Annotated in this window: 21 protein-coding genes; 4 read left to right on the forward strand and 17 right to left on the reverse strand. The window is 53.9% G+C overall.

Features of this window, described 5'->3' with window-relative positions; genetic code table 11:
• Positions 1-116: 116 nt before the first annotated feature.
• The 6 genes from pgpA to nrdR form a co-directional block, all read right to left on the reverse strand.
• The gene (gene pgpA, locus AB182_RS19855) at positions 117-632 is read right to left on the reverse strand and encodes a phosphatidylglycerophosphatase A (protein ID WP_047371596.1); all 516 of its coding nucleotides are present in this window, start codon (positions 630-632) and stop codon (positions 117-119) included.
• Positions 610-1,587: a thiamine-phosphate kinase gene (thiL, locus tag AB182_RS19860; protein WP_047371597.1), complete on the reverse strand. Its 978-nt coding sequence runs from the start codon at positions 1,585-1,587 to the stop codon at positions 610-612. The genes pgpA and thiL overlap by 23 nt, the downstream gene beginning before the upstream one ends.
• Before the next feature lie 74 nt (positions 1,588-1,661).
• A complete protein-coding gene (gene nusB / locus AB182_RS19865) occupies positions 1,662-2,081 on the reverse strand; it encodes a transcription antitermination factor NusB (RefSeq protein WP_047371598.1) in 420 nt (139 codons plus the stop codon).
• A gap of 19 nt (positions 2,082-2,100) precedes the next feature.
• A complete protein-coding gene (ribH, locus tag AB182_RS19870) occupies positions 2,101-2,571 on the reverse strand; it encodes a 6,7-dimethyl-8-ribityllumazine synthase (RefSeq protein WP_041852524.1) in 471 nt (156 codons plus the stop codon).
• Positions 2,572-2,660: 89 nt separating this feature from the next.
• A complete protein-coding gene (gene ribD, locus AB182_RS19875; RefSeq protein ID WP_047371599.1) occupies positions 2,661-3,764 on the reverse strand; it encodes a bifunctional diaminohydroxyphosphoribosylaminopyrimidine deaminase/5-amino-6-(5-phosphoribosylamino)uracil reductase RibD in 1,104 nt (367 codons plus the stop codon).
• Between the two features lie 2 nt (positions 3,765-3,766).
• Positions 3,767-4,216, reverse strand: a complete 450-nt coding sequence (gene nrdR / locus AB182_RS19880; protein ID WP_047371600.1) for a transcriptional regulator NrdR — start codon at positions 4,214-4,216, stop codon at positions 3,767-3,769.
• Between nrdR and AB182_RS33240 the strand changes: the two genes are divergently transcribed.
• The 3 genes from AB182_RS33240 (at position 4,204) to AB182_RS19890 (ending at position 6,087) form a co-directional block, all read left to right on the forward strand.
• Positions 4,204-4,338, forward strand: a complete 135-nt coding sequence (locus AB182_RS33240) for a hypothetical protein (RefSeq protein ID WP_263406538.1) — start codon at positions 4,204-4,206, stop codon at positions 4,336-4,338. The genes nrdR and AB182_RS33240 overlap by 13 nt on opposite strands.
• A 31-nt stretch (positions 4,339-4,369) precedes the next feature.
• Entirely contained in the window at positions 4,370-4,912 is a 543-nt protein-coding gene (locus AB182_RS19885; RefSeq protein ID WP_047371601.1) for a SadB/YajI family lipoprotein, read from the forward strand.
• A gap of 296 nt (positions 4,913-5,208) precedes the next feature.
• On the forward strand, positions 5,209-6,087 hold the full coding sequence (locus tag AB182_RS19890) for a nucleoside-specific channel-forming protein Tsx (RefSeq protein ID WP_047371602.1): 879 nt from the start codon (positions 5,209-5,211) through the stop codon (positions 6,085-6,087).
• A 111-nt stretch (positions 6,088-6,198) separates the two neighbouring features.
• Here the strand turns inward: AB182_RS19890 and yajD are convergent, their stop codons facing one another.
• The 8 genes from yajD to queA form a co-directional block, all read right to left on the reverse strand.
• Positions 6,199-6,546 (reverse strand): HNH nuclease YajD, encoded by a 348-nt coding sequence (yajD, locus tag AB182_RS19895; protein WP_047371603.1) that lies wholly within the window; start codon positions 6,544-6,546, stop codon positions 6,199-6,201.
• Between the two features lie 116 nt (positions 6,547-6,662).
• Complete coding sequence (locus tag AB182_RS19900; RefSeq protein ID WP_047371604.1) at positions 6,663-7,376, reverse strand: helix-turn-helix transcriptional regulator; 714 nt, start codon at positions 7,374-7,376, stop codon at positions 6,663-6,665.
• Positions 7,377-7,409: 33 nt separating this feature from the next.
• Positions 7,410-7,775 carry a VOC family protein gene (locus tag AB182_RS19905; protein ID WP_047371605.1) on the reverse strand — a complete coding sequence of 122 codons (366 nt, stop codon included), beginning with the start codon at positions 7,773-7,775 and terminating at the stop codon, positions 7,410-7,412.
• A 135-nt stretch (positions 7,776-7,910) separates the two neighbouring features.
• Complete coding sequence (gene secF / locus AB182_RS19910) at positions 7,911-8,882, reverse strand: protein translocase subunit SecF (protein WP_047371606.1); 972 nt, start codon at positions 8,880-8,882, stop codon at positions 7,911-7,913.
• A gap of 10 nt (positions 8,883-8,892) precedes the next feature.
• Positions 8,893-10,740 (reverse strand): protein translocase subunit SecD, encoded by a 1,848-nt coding sequence (secD, locus tag AB182_RS19915; protein WP_071845920.1) that lies wholly within the window; start codon positions 10,738-10,740, stop codon positions 8,893-8,895.
• Between the two features lie 27 nt (positions 10,741-10,767).
• Positions 10,768-11,106, reverse strand: a complete 339-nt coding sequence (gene yajC, locus AB182_RS19920) for a preprotein translocase subunit YajC (RefSeq protein ID WP_041852533.1) — start codon at positions 11,104-11,106, stop codon at positions 10,768-10,770.
• 22 nt (positions 11,107-11,128) lie between these two features.
• The gene (gene tgt / locus AB182_RS19925; RefSeq protein WP_047371608.1) at positions 11,129-12,256 is read right to left on the reverse strand and encodes a tRNA guanosine(34) transglycosylase Tgt; all 1,128 of its coding nucleotides are present in this window, start codon (positions 12,254-12,256) and stop codon (positions 11,129-11,131) included.
• Between the two features lie 123 nt (positions 12,257-12,379).
• Positions 12,380-13,450, reverse strand: coding sequence for a tRNA preQ1(34) S-adenosylmethionine ribosyltransferase-isomerase QueA (gene queA, locus AB182_RS19930; RefSeq protein WP_047371609.1), 1,071 nt, complete (start codon positions 13,448-13,450; stop codon positions 12,380-12,382).
• Positions 13,451-13,776: 326 nt separating this feature from the next.
• Here queA and acpH point away from each other — a divergent pair, with 326 nt between their 5' ends.
• A complete protein-coding gene (gene acpH / locus AB182_RS19935) occupies positions 13,777-14,358 on the forward strand; it encodes an ACP phosphodiesterase (protein ID WP_047371610.1) in 582 nt (193 codons plus the stop codon).
• Here acpH and AB182_RS19940 read toward each other — a convergent pair whose 3' ends face one another.
• The 3 genes from AB182_RS19940 to AB182_RS32690 all read right to left on the reverse strand — a co-directional run bounded on the left by AB182_RS19940 (position 14,359) and on the right by AB182_RS32690 (position 19,784).
• On the reverse strand, positions 14,359-15,735 hold the full coding sequence (locus AB182_RS19940) for a DUF3999 family protein (protein WP_047371611.1): 1,377 nt from the start codon (positions 15,733-15,735) through the stop codon (positions 14,359-14,361).
• Positions 15,732-18,434: a DUF2339 domain-containing protein gene (locus AB182_RS19945; RefSeq protein WP_047371612.1), complete on the reverse strand. Its 2,703-nt coding sequence runs from the start codon at positions 18,432-18,434 to the stop codon at positions 15,732-15,734. Before AB182_RS19945 ends, AB182_RS19940 begins: the two co-directional genes overlap by 4 nt.
• A 168-nt stretch (positions 18,435-18,602) precedes the next feature.
• Positions 18,603-19,784 (reverse strand): hypothetical protein, encoded by a 1,182-nt coding sequence (locus AB182_RS32690; protein ID WP_167337898.1) that lies wholly within the window; start codon positions 19,782-19,784, stop codon positions 18,603-18,605.
• Positions 19,785-19,946 lie beyond the last annotated feature (162 nt).

Raw genomic sequence — 19,946 nt, forward strand, 5'->3', positions numbered from 1 at the left:
CGATGCGGATACGCCTTATCCGGGCTACCTTCCGTAGCGCCGGTAAGCGTCAGCGCCACCGGGGTTTCCCCCGATGCGGATACGCCTGCCCGGACAACATCAGATCAGAAATACCACTAGAGAATGCCGATCGGCCAGTAGTGTCCCAGCGCATACAAAATTCCAGCAGAGATAATGCCGGCCACAATATCGTCAACCATGATCCCCATGCCCCCGTGCACATTGCGGTCAAACCAGCGGATCGGCCATGGTTTCCACATGTCGAGAATACGGAAGATCACAAAACCGGCGGCAACCCACTGCCAGTCATTAGTCGGTAGCGCCATCAGGGTGATCCACATCCCGATAAACTCATCCCAGACGATGCTGCCATGATCGTGCACGCCCATATCTTTCGCCGTACGATGGCAGAGATAAACCCCCACGCTAATCCCCAGCATCACCAGCAGCGAATAGAGCTGCAACGGGAGAAAGGTCATCAGATACCAGAACGGAATGGAAGCTAAAGAGCCCATTGTACCCGGCACGACAGGGCTTAATCCGCTACCAAACCCCGTGGCCAGTAAATGCCACGGGTTGCTCATTTTCAAACGGCTTTTGGCAATGTCTTTAAAGCGCGGCAAAATGGTCATATCCTTTCCAGTCAAGCGTCACTGTTTTACCTTCGCGGGTAAAATTCAGGCCTTCCACATCAGCGCTCATCTGCCCAATACAGGTCACAGGCACACCCAGATGGCCAACGGCTACCTCCAGCGCGCCCCGATTGATTTCCGGTACGGTAAAGCACAGCTCGTAATCTTCGCCGCCTGATAACGCCCAGCGCAGAGCCTGTTCCGCATCCACATGACGCAGAATAGCCTGCGAATAAGGCAATGCATTGAGATCGACCCGTGCACCGCAACCGCTGGCCTTGAGAATATGTCCAAGATCGGAAATCAACCCATCGGAAAGATCGATAGCCGAGCTTGCCAGATTGCGCATCGCCTGCCCGTGTAAGACACGGGGCACAGGACGCAAGTGTCGCTGCAACAGATATTTTGCATCTTGTGCGTCGGCCACCTGCAACTGCTTCTGCAAAATAGCCAGCCCGGCGGCGCTATCCCCCGGTGTGCCGGTGACATAAATCCAGTCACCTGGTTTGGCGCCGCTGCGTTTTAAGGCGCGTCCAGCGGGGACATAGCCATGAATACCCAACGTCATCGACAGCGGACCACGAGTCGTATCGCCGCCAATGAGTTGCATATCGTAGTAATTGAGCTGTTCGAACAGGCTGTCGCTAAACGCTTTAAGCCACGCTTCATCGACACTCGGCAATGTCAGCGCCAGCGTGAGCCATGCCGGATCGGCCCCCATAGCCGCCAGATCGCTAATGTTCACTGCCAGTGCTTTATATGCCAAATCAGCCGGTTCGATATCAGGAAGAAAATGGATGCCTGACACCAGCGTGTCAGTGCTGATTGCCAGCGTCTGCTTTTCAGGTACGTTGAGCAGTGCGCAGTCGTCGCCAATGCCGGTATCAACGTCACGGCGCGAGCTTGTTACACGGTCAAAATAACGGGCAATCAGGGAGAATTCGCCGCATGCCATACGTTATGCCTCAGCAAAGAAAAGAAAAAGCCGGATCGGGCGTGTCAAAACAACGCCCGGCTCCGGCTTACGGATCATTTTTTGTGGGGACGGATCGCGGGGGCTGCTTTGTCGAGCACGCCATTTACAAATTTGTGGCTGTCTTCTGCACCGAAGGTTTTCGCCAGTTCGATAGCTTCATTAATCGCAACTTTGTACGGGACATCATCGCGTTTAGACAATTCGAACAGTGCAATGCGCAGCACCGCTTTTTCAACCTGGCCCAGCTCTTCGAGCAGACGGGACAGGTACGGCTTCATCAGGCCGTCGAGATACGCGCTGTTAGTCGCCACTCCGGTCAACAGTTCACGGAAGTACAGAACGTCCACATCTTTCACGTCCTGTTCCGCCAGGAACTGGTATTCAACATCAGCGATGTCGTTATGGGACAACTGCCAGGAGTAGAGCGCCTGGACGGCACACTCACGGGCGCGGCGACGAGCAGCAGGTTTCACGGAATTCCCCTTACAAAATTCAGGCCTTGATGGCTTTCAATACGTTAATCATTTCCAGCGCGGTCAGTGCAGCTTCTGCACCTTTGTTACCGGCTTTGGTGCCAGCGCGTTCGATGGCTTGTTCAATACTTTCAGTGGTCAGAACACCGAAGGCTACCGGGATTCCACTGTCCTGAGCGACATGCGCCAGGCCATTGCTTGCACCGCCAGCCACATATTCAAAGTGCGCGGTGCCGCCACGGATAACGGTACCCAGCGCAATCACCGCGTCATATTTACCGGTTTTCGCCAGTGCGTCAGCCGCCAGTGGCAGCTCATACGCGCCTGGAACCCAAACAACGGTAATGTTGTCATCTTTGACCTGACCAATGCGTTTCAGGGCGTCAATCGCACCTTCAAGCAGGCTGTCATTGATAAAGTTGTTGAAACGCGCAATGGTGATGGCGACGCGAGCGTCCGGGGTAGCAACGTTAGCTTCAATAATGTTCATACTCTTCCTTTACAGGTTCATTTCAGACCCCGCAGGGGGGCGGATTTTATCATAATATTTCACGCGCTGCCTCCCTTTTACAGCAGAGGCTACGCGTGGGTAAGATGCAGGCAGACGTCTGGCCCAACCTGACGTATCTCATTGAATTTAAAAGCGGGTGCATCGGCCAGCGCTTCCAGGCCTGGCAGCACGCACAGCCCCCGCGCATCCGCGCCCAGCAGTTTCGGCGCAAGATAGACGATCAGTTCATCAACCAGCCCCGCCTGCAGCAATGCGCCTGCAAGATGAGCCCCCGCTTCCACCCAGATGCTGTTAATCTGCTGTTTGCCCAGCATCATCATCAGCGTGACCAGGTCCGCATGACCACGGTGCTCCGGAACAAGGATCTCACGAACGGATTCAGGCCAGGCGCGGCTATCATGACGCGTACGCGCAAACCAGGTCTCCCCCGGCTGCTGCACTAAAGCATGTTCAGGTGTCACGCGATGCTGGCTATCCACCACAATGCGCACCGGCTGGCGCAGGTTTTCCTGGGGATACAATCCCTGGATCTCCGGGCTGAGTTCCTCCCAGCGTACGGTCAGTTTGGGGTCATCTGCCAGTACCGTCGCGCTACTGGTTAAAATCGCGTGGCTTTGGGCGCGTAAACGCTGGACGTCGCGTCGCGCCTGCGGCGATGTGATCCATTGGCTCTCGCCGCTGGCCATCGCCGTGCGACCATCAAGGGATGCGCCAAGTTTAAGCTGGATCCAGGGGAAACCGGTACGCATGCGCTTTAAAAAGCCTTTATTCAGCGCTTCGGCTTCTGACATCATCAGGCCATGACTGACCTCGATGCCCTCCTGCTGCAGGCGGTACAAACCACGCCCCGCAACCTGTGGATTCGGATCCTGCATGGCCGCCACGACGCGGGCAACGCCTGCGGCAATGAGCGCTTCGCAACATGGCGGTGTACGACCATGATGGCTGCACGGTTCTAGCGTCACATAGGCGGTCGCACCGCGCGCGCGCTCACCCGCCATTCGCAATGCATGCACCTCGGCGTGCGGCTCACCCGCACGATAGTGGAAGCCTTCGCCGACAATTTCGCCGTCATTCACGATCACACAGCCGACATTCGGGTTCGGATGGGTGGTGAAACGTCCGCGTTGCGCGAGCTTAAGCGCGCGGGCCATGTACATTTCGTCCTGCATGATCAGTCCTGTAAACGGGCGATCTCTTCGCCGAACTCTTTGATATCTTCGAAGCTGCGATATACCGACGCAAAACGGATATAGGCAACTTTATCGAGCTTTTTCAGCTGTTCCATGACCAGATTACCGATCATTTTGCTGGGGACTTCGCGTTCCCCGGTAGCGCGTAATTGTGACTTAATATGATTTAACGCCATTTCAACGTCATCGGAGCTCACCGGGCGCTTTTCCAACGCTTTTAACATGCCGCTGCGTAGCTTATCTTCGTTGAACGGTTCTCGAACCTCATTACTTTTAACAACGCGCGGCATGACAAGCTCTGCCACTTCAAAAGTGGTGAAACGTTCATTGCATACCAAACACTGGCGACGGCGACGGACAGACGAACCTTCACCGACAAGGCGAGAATCAATTACTTTGGTATCCACGGCGAAACAGAATGGGCAATGCATACGACGTCCTGGCGAGTGAGTTAACTGAAATCTATTTTACCCTGAACTGGCATGACAACAAAGACGAGCCGATTTTGAGACAATGGATAGATGGCAACCCAGCCGTTGCGATCTACCATTAAGAACATCCTCATCTTCAAGGAAACAGACAGAATGACAAGACGTTACCTAAGATCCCTGTTGCTGGGAAGCGTTTTCGCCCTTAGCGCCTGTGCGCAGCAAAGCGAGGTCCGCCAATTGCATCAGGATGTCAGTACCCTGAACAAGGAAATGACCAAACTGAACAAAGAAACGGTGAAAATCACCCAGCAAAACGCGCTGAATGCAAAATCCAGTAACGGCGTCTATCTGCTGCCGGGTTCCAACACCCCTGCCCGACTGAACAGTCAGATCGGTATGTTGCGTATGACCCTGAAAGACATCACGCCAAATGCGAACGGCACGCGGGCCACGCTGCGTATTCAGGGAGAGTCTAACGACCCGCTCCCGGCATTCAGCGGCACAGTAGAGTGGGGAGAAATTCAGGGCACTACTCAGAACTATCAGGAAGTTAACGTGCAAAACCAGCTAATTAGCGCACCGGCCAGCACGCTGGCACCAAGCGATGTGGATGTCGCGCTACAGCTCAATGGTATTACGCCAGAGCAGTTAGGTTTTGTTCGTATCCACGATATTCAACCCGCCAGTCCGCAGTAATTTTTCCCGGCGACACTGTCGCGCTTATTCACACTTTGTTACGCCTGCACACCCTCCGGATGAAAATCTGGTGGGTGTCATTTATTGGCAACAATGATGATCATCAGTACAATCCCTGCTGCTGAATGCGCGTAAACGTGAACGCAATCGATTACGTGTGTTTCAGTAATGTGAAACAACACATATTTTTGTGAGCAAGGATACTTATAATAAGCTCGCAGAAACATGAAATATTTAGAAACGCAATGCGTGCATTCTTTCATTCCCGTAAGGGATCTCTTATCAGTGGCATAATTATGAAGAAAACATTACTCGCAGCTGGCGCTGCACTGGCTTTTTCGACCTCTTTCTCCGTGAATGCAGCGGATAACAGCAAACCGGAATACGTGTCTGACTGGTGGCACCAGAGCGTTAACGTGGTGGGCAGCTATCACACCCGCTTCGGACCGCAAATTCGTAACGATACCTACCTGGAATATGAAGCATTTGCGAAAAAAGACTGGTTCGATTTTTATGGTTATGCCGATGCCCCGGTCTTCTTCGGCGGTAACACCGAAGCAAAAGGTATCTGGAACCACGGTTCTCCGCTGTTCATGGAAATCGAACCGCGTTTCTCTATTGATAAACTGACCGGTACCGACCTGAGCTTCGGTCCGTTCAAAGAGTGGTATTTCGCGAACAACTACATCTATGACATGGGTCGCAATGCATCCGGCCGCCAGAGCACTTGGTACATGGGTCTGGGTACCGATATCAATACCGGTCTGCCGATGAGCCTGTCTCTGAACGTGTACGCGAAATACCAATGGCAGAACTACGGTGCAGAAAACCAGAACGACTGGGACGGTTACCGTTTCAAAGTGAAATACTTTGTGCCGATCACCTCTCTGTGGGGCGGCAACCTGAGCTATATCGGTTTCACCAACTTTGACTGGGGTTCAGATCTGGGCGATAAGAGCGCATACGCTGAAAACGGCATTAAACAGCGCACCAACAACTCCATCGCCTCCAGCCACATCCTGTCTCTGAGCTACGATCACTGGCACTACTCCGCTGTTGCGCGTTACTGGCACAATGGTGGTCAGTGGAATAACGATGCCGATCTGGTCTGGATGAAAGAGAACGTCCGCTCTACCGGTTGGGGTGGCTATCTGGTGGTGGGTTACAATTTCTAAGTGAAGTTATCCTTCATCCTGCCCGGATGACCTGAATAGAAAAAGCACCGAACGAAACGCTCATCGGTGCTTTTTTTTATCCATTCCGATCCGTTTACGCAGTAAGACCTTTTACTTTTTCTTATTCAACATCGCTTTCAGATCGGCAAAAGGATTATACGTCGCCTCGCCAACATCCTTCTGCGCATCCTCGCCCGCAACAACCGTAGAACCGTACTGATCCGCTTCGGTATATTTCGAATGCTCATGATCGTGGCAGAACAGGCAAAGAAGCTCCCAGTTGCTGCCATCTTCCGGGTTGTTCGTATGATCGTGATCGATATGGTGAACGGTGAGTTCTCGCAGATTTGAATAGACAAATTCACGCGAGCAGCGACCGCACACCCACGGGAACAGTTTTAATGCCTTTTCACGGTAGCCGCTTTCCAGCCGCGTATAGTTTTTCGGGATAATCGCCATAAGTCAGTCAGTACCTGGGTCAATGGTGGATGCGGCTAGTTTCGCGTGCCACCACGTTTTTAGCAATGATCCGATACGGGGCCTGCCGCCAGGGACATTCCGCTCACCGTCTGCAGTTACGATGAAGCCACATCATCGACGTCTTTGTTGCGCATTTTCTGTCGGCGAATGAAGTCTTCAAAAGAGCGATCGGGGCGTTCGGTAAATACTTTCCCCGTAATCGCGACAGCCTGGCAGCGATCCAGCCGGAAGCTGCGATAATCATCCCGCAGTAAACACCAGGCGACTAACACCCATACTTCTCCCCAGAAAGAGAGGCCAAGCGGGTGAATGGCCCGCTCGGAAGCTTCCCCTTTGTCATTTTCGTAACGAATGTACACTTCCTCACGCTGACGCATGGCCTGATGCAGAACATCAAACCAGCGCCGGGTCTGAGGATATTTCCCCATGTTCGGGGTGATTATCCGGTTACGTTCAGCCAGCAGACGCCTGTCAGCAGGCAGTACCCCAAGTAGCTTCTCCTGAGCCGAACCCGCCGCCTGCGCTAAAACATCACCGCTCCAGGTTTGCAACATGCCGATGGCCGCGATCAGCGCCTCCACTTCCAGTCCCGTAAACATGAGCGGTGGAATATCGAAGCCGGGCATCAAACGATACCCACTCCCGGCTTCGCCCTGAATCGGCACGCCCGACAGCGATAAATCACGGATATCCCGATACACCGTACGTTCTGAAACCTCCAGCCGCTCCGCCAGGAGCGCCGCCGTGACGCGCCGACGGGTGCGAAGGATTTGCACTATCTGAAACAAGCGATCGGCGCGGCGACTCATCGTGGTTTTCCCATCAAGGCTGGTTATGATTTATCAGGCAGGTTGATGTAACCCGACTTTGTTCCCTTCACTATCAATGAAAAGGGCAATCGTGCCAATATCATCCGGCAATGTTAACGGTCCAAAACAGCAGGAACCGCCTTTCTCTGCCACTTTTTCCAGGGAAGCGTTGATATCAGGCGTGAAGAGATAGACCACTACGCCGTCCACAGACGGTTTCAGCGCCTCAGAATATACCAGCGCTCCACCGGTAGCAGGCTCCTCGTAATGAAAGACGGCCATTGTCATACAGGCCGCGCTCTCAAGTCTGAACTCGGCCCCCAGGCAGTAGCCGTAAAATGCCATTGCACGATCCAGATCCAGAGTCGGGATTTCAAACCAATTGATAACCTTACGCATATTCTCTCTTCCTCGTTGTGTTTTCGACGAAGAGAGTCTGACACTCCCCTCCTGACAGCATACTGTCAGGAGAGATTGTCAGGCGAAAAAAAACCGCAGCGCTGAGGCTGCGGTTTTGTAAAGCGGTGTGCCAGATTACGGCAGAATTGACGGCTGATCCGCCCCTTCTTTTTCCACTTTCTGCTGAATCAGGTGCTCACGTTTCATGCCCAGTTTCAGCGCCAGCGCAGAGGCCACGTAAATCGAGGACGCCGTACCGATGGTGACACCAATAAGCATGGTCAGTGAGAAGCCTGCCAGAATCGGACCGCCAAACAGATACAGCATCAGGATCACGACTAAGGTGGTCCCGGAGGTGATCAACGTACGATGCAGCGTCTGGGTCAGCGACACGTTAAAGATTTCGTAAGAGGTTCCGCGGCGGATCTTGCGGAAGTTTTCACGAATACGGTCGGACACCACGATACTGTCGTTAAGCGAGTAGCCGATAACGGACATCAGCGATGCCACGATAGTCAGGTCAACCTCGATATGGAACAGCGACAGCACACCCATGGTGATGATCACGTCGTGCGCCAGTGCAATAACAACCCCTGCTGCCAGACGCCACTCAAAGCGGAAGCCGACATAAACGAGGATACAAATCAGCGCCACCATCAGCGCCATTGCACCAGTTTGCGCAAGGTCAGCACCGACGCTCGGCCCCACAAACTCAATACGTTTTACCGTCGCGTTCTGGCTGCTGGTTTCGTTAATCACTTTAACGACTTTACTGCCCAGCTCCTGACCACCGGTTTCCCCGTGTACAGGCGGCATACGCACCATGATGTCGCGGCTGCTACCAAAGTTTTGCAGCAGCGGCTCTTCAAAGCCCGACTTCTGCAGCGCGTCGCGCATCTGGTCCATGTCGACCGGTTTTTCCAGCGTGATTTCGATAACTGTACCGCCGGTAAAATCCAGCCCCCAGTTAAACCCACGTACGCCAATAATGGCGATAGAGATGATTAACAGCAGACCAGAGATGCCGAACGCCCAGTAATCCCAGCGCATAAAGTCCCAGACTTTACGGCCGTAGTTCAATTGTTCAACAGTGTATTCCTGTGCCACAACGCACTCCTCAGATAGACAGCTTTTTAACGCGCTTGCCGCCGTACAGCAGGTTCACGATGGCACGGGTGCCGACAATGGCAGTAAACATCGACGTTGCCACACCGATACCGGTCGTAATGGCAAAGCCTTTGATGGCGCCCGTACCCACTGCATACAGGATCAGGACTTTAATCAGCGTGGTGACGTTCGCATCGAAGATGGAACTGAACGCGCCTTTATAACCTTCATCAATGGCTTGCTGCACCGAACGACCGTTGCTCAATTCTTCTTTGATACGTTCGTTTATCAGTACGTTCGCATCGACCGCAACCGCAAGGGTTAACACGATACCCGCAATACCCGGCATGGTGAGCGTCGCCCCAGGCAGCAGGGACATAATGCCGACAATCAGTACCAGGTTGGCAATCAGCGCGCTCGTCGCAATCAGACCAAACTTCTTATAGAAGAAGATCATGAAGATGATGGAGACGACCAAACCTGCCAGACAGGCTTCCAGACCCTGAGTGATGTTCTGCATCCCCAGCGTTGGGCCAATGGTACGTTCTTCAACAATCTGAATCGGCGCAATCAATGCACCCGCACGCAGCAGCAAAGAAAGCTGACGGGCTTCGTTCGGGTTGTTGATACCGGTGATACGGAAGCTGTTACCCAGACGAGACTGGATATTGGCGATGTTAATCACCTCTTCCTCTTTCACCAGAATAGCGCGACCATTCGCGTCTTTTTTACCGCTGTCTTTGTACTCCACAAACAGGGTTGCCATCGGTTTGCCGATGTTGTCCTTGGTGAAGTTAGACATGATGTTACCGCCAGCGCTATCCAGTGAAATGTTCACCTGCGGCTGGTTGTACTCATCCTGACTGGACGTGGAGTCAGTGATATGGTCACCGGTCAGAATCACGCGTTTGTACAGCACAACCGGCTGCCCTTCGCGGGTCTGTTTCACTTCGGAATCGCCCGGCACACGGCCCGCAGCAGCAGCGGCCTGATCGACATTGCTGTTTACCAGACGGAATTCCAGCGTCGCAGTCGCACCCAGAATTTCTTTTGCACGCGCCGTATCCTGAATACCCGGCAGTTCAACCACGATACGGTCCGAGCCCTGACGCTGTACCAGCGGCTCAGCCACGCCGAGTTGGTTAACACGGTTACGCAGGATATTGATGTTTTGCTGTACCGCGTATTCGCGAGCTTCGCTCAAACGCGCATCAGACATCACCGCACGCAGAGCATTGTCGCCCTGGCTGGTGATAACAAGGTCACGGTGACGTTGGGTCAGATAAGTGACCGCCTGGTCACGTGCGCTGGCATCGCGAAAGAGAATGCTCAGGCCATAATTATCTTCCTTACGCACGGTGGTGTAAGGAATGCCTTTATCGCGCAGATCGCTACGCAGGCTGTCGATATTCTGTTCCTGGAGTTTGCCAAGCGCGGTGTCCATGTCCACTTCCATCAGGAAGTGCACGCCGCCACGCAGGTCGAGACCCAGTTTCATGGGTTCGGCGTTGACTGCGCTCAGCCAACGCGGTGTGGCCGGAGCAAGGTTAAGCGCCACGACAAACTGGTCACCCAGTTGAGCCACCAGCGCTTCACGGGCGCGTAACTGAACGTCAGTGCTGTCAAAGCGAGCGAGAATAGCGCCGTTTTCCAGTGCCACAGACTTCGCGTCGATTTTTTCTTCTTGTAGAGTTTTCTGGACCTGGATCAGCGTTTGCTCACTGGCGGCGACACCGCGCGCACCAGTGATCTGAACAGCCGGATCCTCACCATACAGGTTGGGAAGTGCGTAGAGCAGGCCGACGGCAATGACGACGACCAGCATAATGTACTTCCACAAAGGATAACGGTTTAACACGGCAGTTCCCTTTGGGAAAACAAGAAATTACAGCGCCTTCATGGTGCCTTTCGGCAGAACGGCAGCTACGAAGTCACGTTTGATAACCACTTCAGTGGTGTCGTTCAGCGCGATAGCAATGTAGCCAGTTTCCGCTACTTTGGTTACGCGACCAACCAGACCACCGTTGGTCAGCACTTCATCACCTTTCGCGATGGAGTTCATCAGATTTTTATGTTCTTTAGTGCGCTTCTGCTGTGGGCGAAGGATCATGAAGTAAAAAATCAGACCAAACACCGCCAACATCAGGATCAGAGACATCGGGCTCTGGCTGCCACCTGCCGCGCCGCCTGTTGCTGCTACCGCATCAGAAATAAAAAAGCTCATTCAAATTCCCTCATTATTAAAATTAAGCAACATTCAAAGGCGGAACATCTCGCCCCTGACGTTGGTAAAAATCGGTCACGAAGCTCTCTAATTTACCCTCTTCGATAGCCTTACGTAAACCCGCCATCAAGCGCTGGTAGTAACGCAGGTTATGAATGGTATTGAGTCGCGCGCCCAATATTTCGTTGCAACGATCGAGATGATGCAAGTAAGCGAGCGAATAATTGCGACAGGTGTAGCAATCACACTCAGGGTCGAGTGAACCCGTATCGCTCTTGTATTTCGCGTTACGGATTTTCACCACGCCGTTGGTCACAAACAGATGACCATTGCGGGCATTACGTGTTGGCATAACACAGTCAAACATATCGATGCCACGACGAACGCCTTCTACCAAATCTTCTGGTTTACCCACGCCCATCAGGTATCGTGGTTTATCCGCCGGAATTTGCGGGCAAACATGTTCCAGAATACGGTGCATATCCTCTTTTGGTTCGCCCACAGCGAGACCGCCGACAGCGTAGCCATCAAAGCCAATCTCTACCAGACCTTTCACCGAGATATCGCGTAAATCTTCGTAAACGCTCCCCTGAATAATGCCAAACAGCGCATTCGGGTTTTCCAGTGAATCAAAACGGTCGCGGCTGCGTTTTGCCCAGCGTAGTGACATTTCCATGGAGCGTTTGGCGTAGTCCCAGTCGGCCGGGTACGGCGTACACTCATCAAAAATCATCACGATATCGGAACCGAGATCGTACTGAATTTCCATGGATTTCTCAGGATCGAGGAAGATCGGATCGCCGTTAATGGGGTTACGGAAGTGCACGCCTTTCTCAGTGATCTTACGAATGTCACCCAGACTAAAGACCTGGAAGCCGCCGGAATCAGTCAGGATCGGCCCTTTCCACTGCATAAAATCATGCAGGTCGCCGTGCAATTTCATGATTTCCTGACCTGGACGCAGCCAGAGGTGAAAGGTATTACCGAGGATAATCTGGGCGCCAGTGGCTTCCACTTCTTCCGGCGTCATCCCCTTGACGGTGCCGTAGGTGCCGACGGGCATAAATGCTGGCGTTTCCACTACGCCACGATCAAACACCAGACGGCCGCGGCGTGCGCGCCCGTCGGTGGTATCCAGTTCAAATTTCACTTCATTTCTCCTGCATCAGAGAGACAGTCTGATGGTTAAAAATTCACCCAGGCATCACGCCAGGGTGCTAATAGTGCCCCGGCTGGCGCTATCGTTTAGCCGGGCTACGACGGTCAGGGGAGATCACTCACCCGGACGTTCATTAATAGCCTGCGGATTGTACGTGATAAACATCGCATCACCGTAACTAAAAAAGCGATATTTGTGCGCAACCGCTTCCTGGTAGGCGCGCATGGTGTGCTGATAACCGGCGAAAGCGGAAACAAGCATAATCAGGGTGGATTCCGGCAGGTGGAAATTGGTCACCAGCGCATCGATAACTTGATACTGGTAGCCCGGGAAAATAAAGATTTGCGTGTCGCCAAAGAACGGTTCGATCAGCGCCTCTTTCGCCGCTTGCGCCGCACTCTCCAGCGAACGCACGGAGGTGGTTCCCACGGCGATAACACGATTGCCGCGCGCTTTCGCCGCCAGCACCGCGTCGACAACCTCCTGCGGCACTTCGGCGTACTCAGAGTGCATGATATGGTCTTCGATGCTGTCCACGCGTACTGGCTGGAAGGTTCCCGCCCCAACATGCAGCGTGACAAATGCCATCTCGATACCCTTCTCGCGCAAACGAGCCAGCAGCGGTTCATCGAAATGCAGACCTGCGGTCGGCGCCGCAACTGCCCCCGGCTTCTGGCTATAGACCGTCTGGTAAAGCTCGCGGTCAGCCTCTTCGTCAGGACGGTCGATATAAGGCGGCAATGGCATATGGCCAATGGCGTTAAGAATATCGAGTACCGGCCGTTCGTCATTAAATTCCACTTCGAACAGCGCATCATGACGGGCCACCATGGTGGCATGGATGCTCTCATCATCACCCAGCAACAGTTCGGCGCCCGGTTTCGGTGCTTTTGAGGCGCGGATATGGGCCAGAATGCGCTTATCGTCGAGCATACGCTCAACCAGCACTTCAATTTTACCGCCGCTGGCTTTGCGTCCGAACAGGCGCGCCGGGATCACGCGCGTATTGTTGAAGACCAACAGGTCGCCAGGATTGAGTTTGTCGAGTAAATCCGTGAACGTACCGTGCGCAAGCGCGCCTGTCGGCCCGTCCAGTGACAGCAAGCGGCAACTGCTGCGCTCAGGCTGCGGATAATGGGCAATCAGGGATTCAGGTAATTCAAAGGAAAAATCGGCAACGCGCATGACACTAACTCGAGACATAAATAAGAGGCGGGTAGTCTAGTGCCGGGGCGTTCTCCCTGCAACCTTTACCCCTCCGGAGAGTTCATATACTCTAAATAATTCGCATTACAAATGGCGGCAGCAGCGAAAATCCCCGGCAATCCTGACGGGAATAGCACGCGCCACCGGGTAATTGCAGCTTGAATCTCATGAAAAATATATACACACAATCATTCAAGGTGCATCGCGGCGGCAAGCGAGAGAATCCCCACGAGCAGAGAAAAAGTTGTGACTGGGGTGAGCACGCGCAGCCAACAAAGAAGCAACGTGAAGGATAAAGTAGATAAATGAATTTTCTCGCGCACCTGCACCTCGCACACCTCGCCAACAGTTCGCTTTCCGGTAATTTGCTGGCCGATTTTGTTCGCGGCAATCCGGATGAACACTATGCGCCGGAGGTAGTTTCCGGCATCCATATGCACCGTCGTATCGACGTACTGACCGACAACCTGCCGGAAGTCAAAGAGGCGCGCGGCTGGTTCCGTCCTGAAACGCGGCGTGTTGCACCGATAACACTTGATGTGATGTGGGATCATTTCGTCTCGCGCCACTGGGAGCAGATCTCCCCTTCAATGCCGCTGAGCGAATTTGTCGGCTACGCACATGCACAAGTCAGTGTGATCCTGCCGGAGGCCCCGCCACGTTTCGTTAATTTAAATGATTATTTATGGTCGGAGCGCTGGCTGGAACGCTACCGGGAGATGGATTTTATTCAGCGCGTGCTGAACGGCATGGCCAGCCGCCGACCGCGACTCGATGCCCTGCGTGACTCGTGGCAGGATCTGGATGATCACTACTCGCGGCTTGAAGAGAAGTTCTGGCAATTCTACCCGCGCATGATGGCGCAGGCAGAAGCCAGGACGCTGTAATCACGCCTTCTCTTTCACCTCGCGCCATATACGCAGCGCCATCCATGCCAGCGCCAGTACGCCCAGCACCAACGCGGCCCAGACCAGACCTGTGAGCCACTGGCTGCGCTGCTCAATCGGTGAGGTGGCTTTCAGACGCGTTTCACCGCCCAGTTTTACCTCCTCACCAACCCACGCTTCCGGCAGGCTTTCCGGCGCATGCTTCTGGCGTAAAGCCGCAGGAATCAACGCATCAAGATCCGTTGCCGCGGTTTGCGCCGCTTTATTCCCCCACGCCAGAATGTACGGACCACTGCCCTGAGCATTAAAAATAAGCGTCTGGCTCGGGCGTAACCCTGTCAGTTGCGGCACAATTTTCGGCAGGTGAGCGTTAACCGTTGTCACCTGAATCTCCTGCACGTTACCCACCGCGACGGGGATCGGCGCTGATATCTGGCTGTCTAAATTCCACAGCACTGTTTTAGTAAGCGGCCGCCACGCCTCGGCGGCGGAGGCGCGCCAGGCGATCTCCACCGGCAATGTCCCCCGTTCTTCCAGACTCAGAGAAATGGAGGTTATAGGCTGTGGGCTGTCCCAGTGGTAAATCGCCTGATCCTGGGAAGTCGCACGCCCCGCGGCTAACAGAGCCACGTTGGTTATCTCCGTCGACTGCGGGTTTTCTATCACCACTGCGCGGGTCAGAGTGACAGGCAACTGCGGCTTATCAAACACCAGCAGTAAATAGCGCGGGGGGTTGATAACCATCGACAAACTGATATTGATGGTATTCAGCGTCAGACGATCGTTGCCGCTCGCAACGTCCATTAGCGGCGCATCTTCCTGCATTAAATCCCACTCTTTCATATCACTGCTGTAGTAAAGCGACGCTTTCCCCTGCCAGTTCGCTGCCGGCTTATCCCAGCCAAGCTGCAGCTGTGTTACGCCCTTCCTTTGCACGTTATCCGGCAGCACCAGCAGGTAGCTCTCTCCCGGCGCGTTAATACGTTCCCCTTCAAGCTTGATTTCGTAACCTTCCGGGGAACGCAACCAGACCCGTTCTCCGGCGTCTGACTGCTTTTCAACAGGTGAAGCGGCAAGCGGGAAAAGGCGTAAGGCCTGCTCCTTCGGTGCGGGCTGCACCTCCTGCTGCACCTGGAGCGTAAAGGGCACACGCTCGCCCTGATGGTTAAATACCCGGACATCGCGCAGATCGGGCCAGACGCTTTGCTGGTAGACGTCGTCGGGTAGTGCGACCCGATACCAGGGCGATGAGGCCGTTGTCGTCAGCGACCGGCCCCAGGCGTAATCCTGCGGCGACTCCGGGGCAGTTTCCTGGGCAAGCCCTGGTAAGGCGGCGCACCATAACGCGCCGGTAAAAATCGCTATCTTCCATTTCATGGTTTTTCTTCCTCGCGGAACACCTTCGCACCTTTAGGCGGTAAGGGAGAGAAATACCCTATGATTAACACCAGCACCGCCACGCCAATAAAGGCGATAGCCCGCGCCAGCCCGCCGCCGCCCGCGCTGTCTACCAGCATTAATTTCACGATGACAACCCCCAGCAGCGCCGCGCCGCCGAGCCACTGGCGCCGCGACCCACGCCGGGTAGCCAGCAGCATGATCACCAGCGCCGCCAGCATCCAGAACAGCGCAAAACTGGTCTGTATCAGACGGGAATTCCACACGCTTTCGCTATCCCAGTCCACACCGCCATAGTGCGCCAGCAGGCGCAGCAATAGCCCGTTAATCCACCAGAAGGCCAGCGCCAGCAGCGCTGGCGAAACCAACGGCGTCACGGTCACAGGCAGGCGCGGTCGCACATAACGACACCAGAACCACACGCCGAGCAGCGCGAAGGCTGCCCCCTCTTCCAGCGGGTTAACCAACGGCAGATAAAGGGAGTGAATAACGCGCCCGTCGTGCATATTACCTGCCACCAGCAGAGCAATTAACAGCGGGATAAGCGGCAGTGGTCCCCATTGACCATAGAGCGCAGGCCAGACGCGTAGCGGCCAGATGCCGCGACGAATGCCGCCATGAAGCAGCAGGATAACTATGCCGCCAGCCGCCATCGGCAGGCCGATACGCCAGGCATCCATTCCCCAGGGGAGCGCGTCAACAAACCAGAAAAGCTCGGTTCCCGCCGCCAGTAAAATCATCCACAGCAGCGAAATATGCAGCCCCTGCGACAACCGGGCCGGGACTCTGCGCTCCCGATGTAACAACAAATACGCCGAAGGCAGCGCCACGCACCAGGTGAGATTTTGCCAGCCCGCCCCCAGCAATTGCCGCTCGATAGTCAGTTGCCAGAGTAAAACCGCCAGCATCACGGGCCAGAGCAGCCATACAGCATAGTGTAATGCCCGCCAGTGAAGCCGCCGCGCCATATAGCGCCAGCCCCAGACAGAGAGCGCCAGCAGACCCAGTACCCCCGCCGGAATGCCTTTATTGAGCAACCCGTCAGACGCCCCCCAGAGCGCCACCAGCCAGAAGGCGATGCCGCCCGCCAGCAGTACCAGACTTCCCGGCGCAGGCAGTCGACGCCACAGTCTGGCGGCAACCAGCCAGGTCGCGCTCAATACCGCAAAAATCACCATCACCGAGAGCGCCGTTGTGCCGTCGGTCATCGCCCACAGTGCACTGCCGAGCGCCAGTACCAGCAAGCCAGTACCGCTATAGCTCATGCGACGCTGCCCTTGCATCACGCCAAGCCACAGCACACCCAACCCTTCCAGCGCCCAGGCCATCGCCGTCCAGCGGGCCGAAAGCGCCAGCGGAATAGCCAGCGTGGTGAACGCGCCGCCAAGCGCCAGCGCCGCCAGAACCAGCGGTTTACCCGCGCCAGGGAAGCGTTTTAAGGCCCCCCAGGCCAATAACATATAAAACGCGCCGTAGCCCAGCGCACTGAGTGCCGGGCCATATGTCAGGTGCTGTGTGATGGCATATTGCATGCCAAACCCGACCAGCGGCGGAGCAAAGAGCAGCACGCCATCAATAATTCGTCGGCCTTTCTTTTGCGCCCGCAGCGACAACGCCACGCTTAATACGCCAAAAATCACCAGATTAGCAATCAGGAAGAGCTGGCAGCTCAGATAGTACTGAGGTCGGTAGTCGGCGATGCCCCACAGGCCACCCACGCCGAAGGTGAAGAACATCCCCAGCAGGTTGAGTTCACGCCAGTGCTGCCAGACGCTGATTGCCAGGATGCCGACGGACAGTAATAAGTAGAAAGAGAATAACGTGACATGACTGCCGCCGCCCGAGGATAACAACAGCGGCGCGGCATAACCACCAAGGCTCGCCAGCATGGCCAGGCTTAACGCGCGCTGTAGCACCGCCAGCCCGACGCTGGCCGCACAAATCAGCAATAACAGCGCAAACGAAAGCGACATGGGGAGCATCTGCCACAGTCGAAACGCGCCAAAGACCGTTAAATAGAGCGCGCCTGTTGCGCCACCTTGTAAAATTAAGGCAAAGACAGGCTGTTTGTGGCGTAAACGCCAGCCGAGGAATAAAAGTGCCATCGCGCCCAGCGCGGCAACGACCAGACGCAGCTCCAGCGGGAAAAGCGAGCGTTCGACGCTATAACGAAAGAGAAAGGCCAGTCCGAGGAACAGCAGAATAATACCCAGCTTTGCCAGCGGGTTCCCCTGCATAAACCAGCGCACCAGCGAGGTAACCATCCCGCCAGCCTGGCCAATGGGTACGGGATCATCGCGTTCCGGTACGGGAACGGCCCCTCTGGCCGAAATGGCGGCCGCCGGCGTTCCTCGCGCCCAGACATTCACCGGAGCGGGTTCAGGCACCGCCGGAACGGGTTCGGGCGCTACTGGCTCGGGTTCCGGCTGAGGTACAGCAGCCTCAGGTGAGATAACCTCCTCAGGCGAATCAACAGGTAAAGCAGCCTCTTGCGCGATCGGCGCCTCACTCACCACTCGCCCGCTAAGCTGCTGTTCAAGCAAGTCCACACGCTGGCGCAGGCGCGACAACTCCTCTCTGGCCGCATTACTACGCCGGTAAGCCAGAATCGACATTACCGGGATAACCACCAGCAATATAAACAACACAGTACAGGCTATCAGTACCAGTCCATCCATGATTTCACCTTCATTCCGGAGCGTGCATATACTTTGGCACAAAAATTTACCGAAGCGGGGTCAAAAACGATGAATGTGAAGATAAAGAATGAAAGTGATGGTGTAAAGGAAGGACTCCTTGATGCATTGCTAGTGCATTTTTACGTTTTCCACTTCAAAGATATGTTACTACCACTTCCACACTTGCGTTCGCATCACCTGGCTGCACAGTCTCGCCAGGCAAGCGGACATAGCGGGCGGACATATTAAATTCTTGCTGAGGCGTGGCACCGTGTTCAAATTCAGGGAATCCGATGTCGGGTATAAAAGCCCCAAATTTTGGCTGTTGAATAACACTGGATTCGCAGGTTGACCAGCGGATGTTTGAGAAGCAGGTTTCCCCCAGGCCAACTGAAGGCCATAACCTTGAGCCCCACCACTCTTTAGTGCAATGATGCCATTGGTATTATCAATAACATTTGTCCTTGGCAGAACAGTGACTATATACCCCCAATTATTTACCCTCGATACTGTATTTATATAGGTGTGAGAGTCTGAGTAGTTATCTATCTGATCCAACCCCCATGCTGTATTGCAGTTAACAGTGAAACTCGCATCTTTCCAGGGAGATGATTGACTCACAGCATTAAGCGGGTGGTGCCCCATCCACACCGTCTTATTCTGGATATTACACGTTCCTCGTACTATTTCCATCGCACCACTAAAAGTAATATTTACCCTGTTGATTACCCAACTATTGAAAACACCAGCTTCGGGAAAAGGAAACGTAGAAAAGGTACTATTTGAATTTAAAAGAGTCATAGCATGAACAAACTGAAAAGTATCATTGATCATGTAGCTATTATCAGAACGCGCATTAACAGGGAATGAACCTAATTTCCAAACAGTAATATCAAGCCTATCTGCCCATGAATAATTACCATTACTGTCAAAAGAGGCATTCAATATTGCCGGGTTATTTTTAGTTGACAGTCCAGTATTTCCTGCATGATAGGAAAATGAGACACCGATTCCTGCTGCCGATGTAGAATAAATATATTGAGGGTATAAAGTATTCATTTCCAATGCGGGAAGACCGCCACTGCTGGAGGTAATAAATGCAGTTCTTGATGCTGGCGTTGCGAAGCCATCTGATGAATTACAATCAAGCTTGATATTACCCATAAAATAGGCGCTAAAAGTATATAATGGCTGATTGTAAGAACCTTCAGATGGCGTGGTCTTAATTCCCCCCAGAGGTACAGTAATTGACCTTTCGGCCAGCCCACTATTTGGTGTGCACGAAACTGTATTCGCCAGTGCGACATTTGCAGCTAACAATAGTGACAACAAAATAAGCTTAAACAACATTCACATCCTTATGATATTATTCTCAACCACATAATAAAATAATGAACAGCAAATCCAGACAGTAAAAATACTGAAGACATGAATAAAAATCAACTTACTTAAACATGTAAAATAGATATAATTAAGGACGAAAAATTCACTCTGTGAATACCCAAGCAAAAA

Origin of the sequence: Phytobacter ursingii (assembly GCF_001022135.1) — a bacterium.
In the GTDB taxonomy this organism is placed as follows: Bacteria; Pseudomonadota; Gammaproteobacteria; order Enterobacterales; family Enterobacteriaceae; genus Phytobacter; species Phytobacter ursingii.

Bases quoted from the DNA above. Each gene is read 5' to 3' on its own strand.
- nrdR (WP_047371600.1), bottom strand. From the start codon at position 4,216: ATGCATTGCCCATTCTGTTTCGCCGTGGATACCAAAGTAATTGATTCT.
- yajD (WP_047371603.1), bottom strand. From the start codon at position 6,546: ATGGCGATTATCCCGAAAAACTATACGCGGCTGGAAAGCGGCTACCGT.
- AB182_RS19940 (WP_047371611.1), bottom strand. From the start codon at position 15,735: ATGAAATGGAAGATAGCGATTTTTACCGGCGCGTTATGGTGCGCCGCC.
- AB182_RS19885 (WP_047371601.1), top strand. From the start codon at position 4,370: ATGACAAGACGTTACCTAAGATCCCTGTTGCTGGGAAGCGTTTTCGCC.
- ribD (WP_047371599.1), bottom strand. From the start codon at position 3,764: ATGCAGGACGAAATGTACATGGCCCGCGCGCTTAAGCTCGCGCAACGC.
- AB182_RS19905 (WP_047371605.1), bottom strand. From the start codon at position 7,775: ATGCGTAAGGTTATCAATTGGTTTGAAATCCCGACTCTGGATCTGGAT.
- AB182_RS19945 (WP_047371612.1), bottom strand. From the start codon at position 18,434: ATGGATGGACTGGTACTGATAGCCTGTACTGTGTTGTTTATATTGCTG.
- AB182_RS19890 (WP_047371602.1), top strand. From the start codon at position 5,209: ATGAAGAAAACATTACTCGCAGCTGGCGCTGCACTGGCTTTTTCGACC.
- AB182_RS19900 (WP_047371604.1), bottom strand. From the start codon at position 7,376: ATGAGTCGCCGCGCCGATCGCTTGTTTCAGATAGTGCAAATCCTTCGC.
- pgpA (WP_047371596.1), bottom strand. From the start codon at position 632: ATGACCATTTTGCCGCGCTTTAAAGACATTGCCAAAAGCCGTTTGAAA.
- queA (WP_047371609.1), bottom strand. From the start codon at position 13,450: ATGCGCGTTGCCGATTTTTCCTTTGAATTACCTGAATCCCTGATTGCC.
- AB182_RS33240 (WP_263406538.1), top strand. From the start codon at position 4,204: ATGGGCAATGCATACGACGTCCTGGCGAGTGAGTTAACTGAAATCTAT.
- yajC (WP_041852533.1), bottom strand. From the start codon at position 11,106: ATGAGCTTTTTTATTTCTGATGCGGTAGCAGCAACAGGCGGCGCGGCA.
- thiL (WP_047371597.1), bottom strand. From the start codon at position 1,587: ATGGCATGCGGCGAATTCTCCCTGATTGCCCGTTATTTTGACCGTGTA.
- AB182_RS32690 (WP_167337898.1), bottom strand. From the start codon at position 19,784: ATGTTGTTTAAGCTTATTTTGTTGTCACTATTGTTAGCTGCAAATGTC.
- ribH (WP_041852524.1), bottom strand. From the start codon at position 2,571: ATGAACATTATTGAAGCTAACGTTGCTACCCCGGACGCTCGCGTCGCC.
- acpH (WP_047371610.1), top strand. From the start codon at position 13,777: ATGAATTTTCTCGCGCACCTGCACCTCGCACACCTCGCCAACAGTTCG.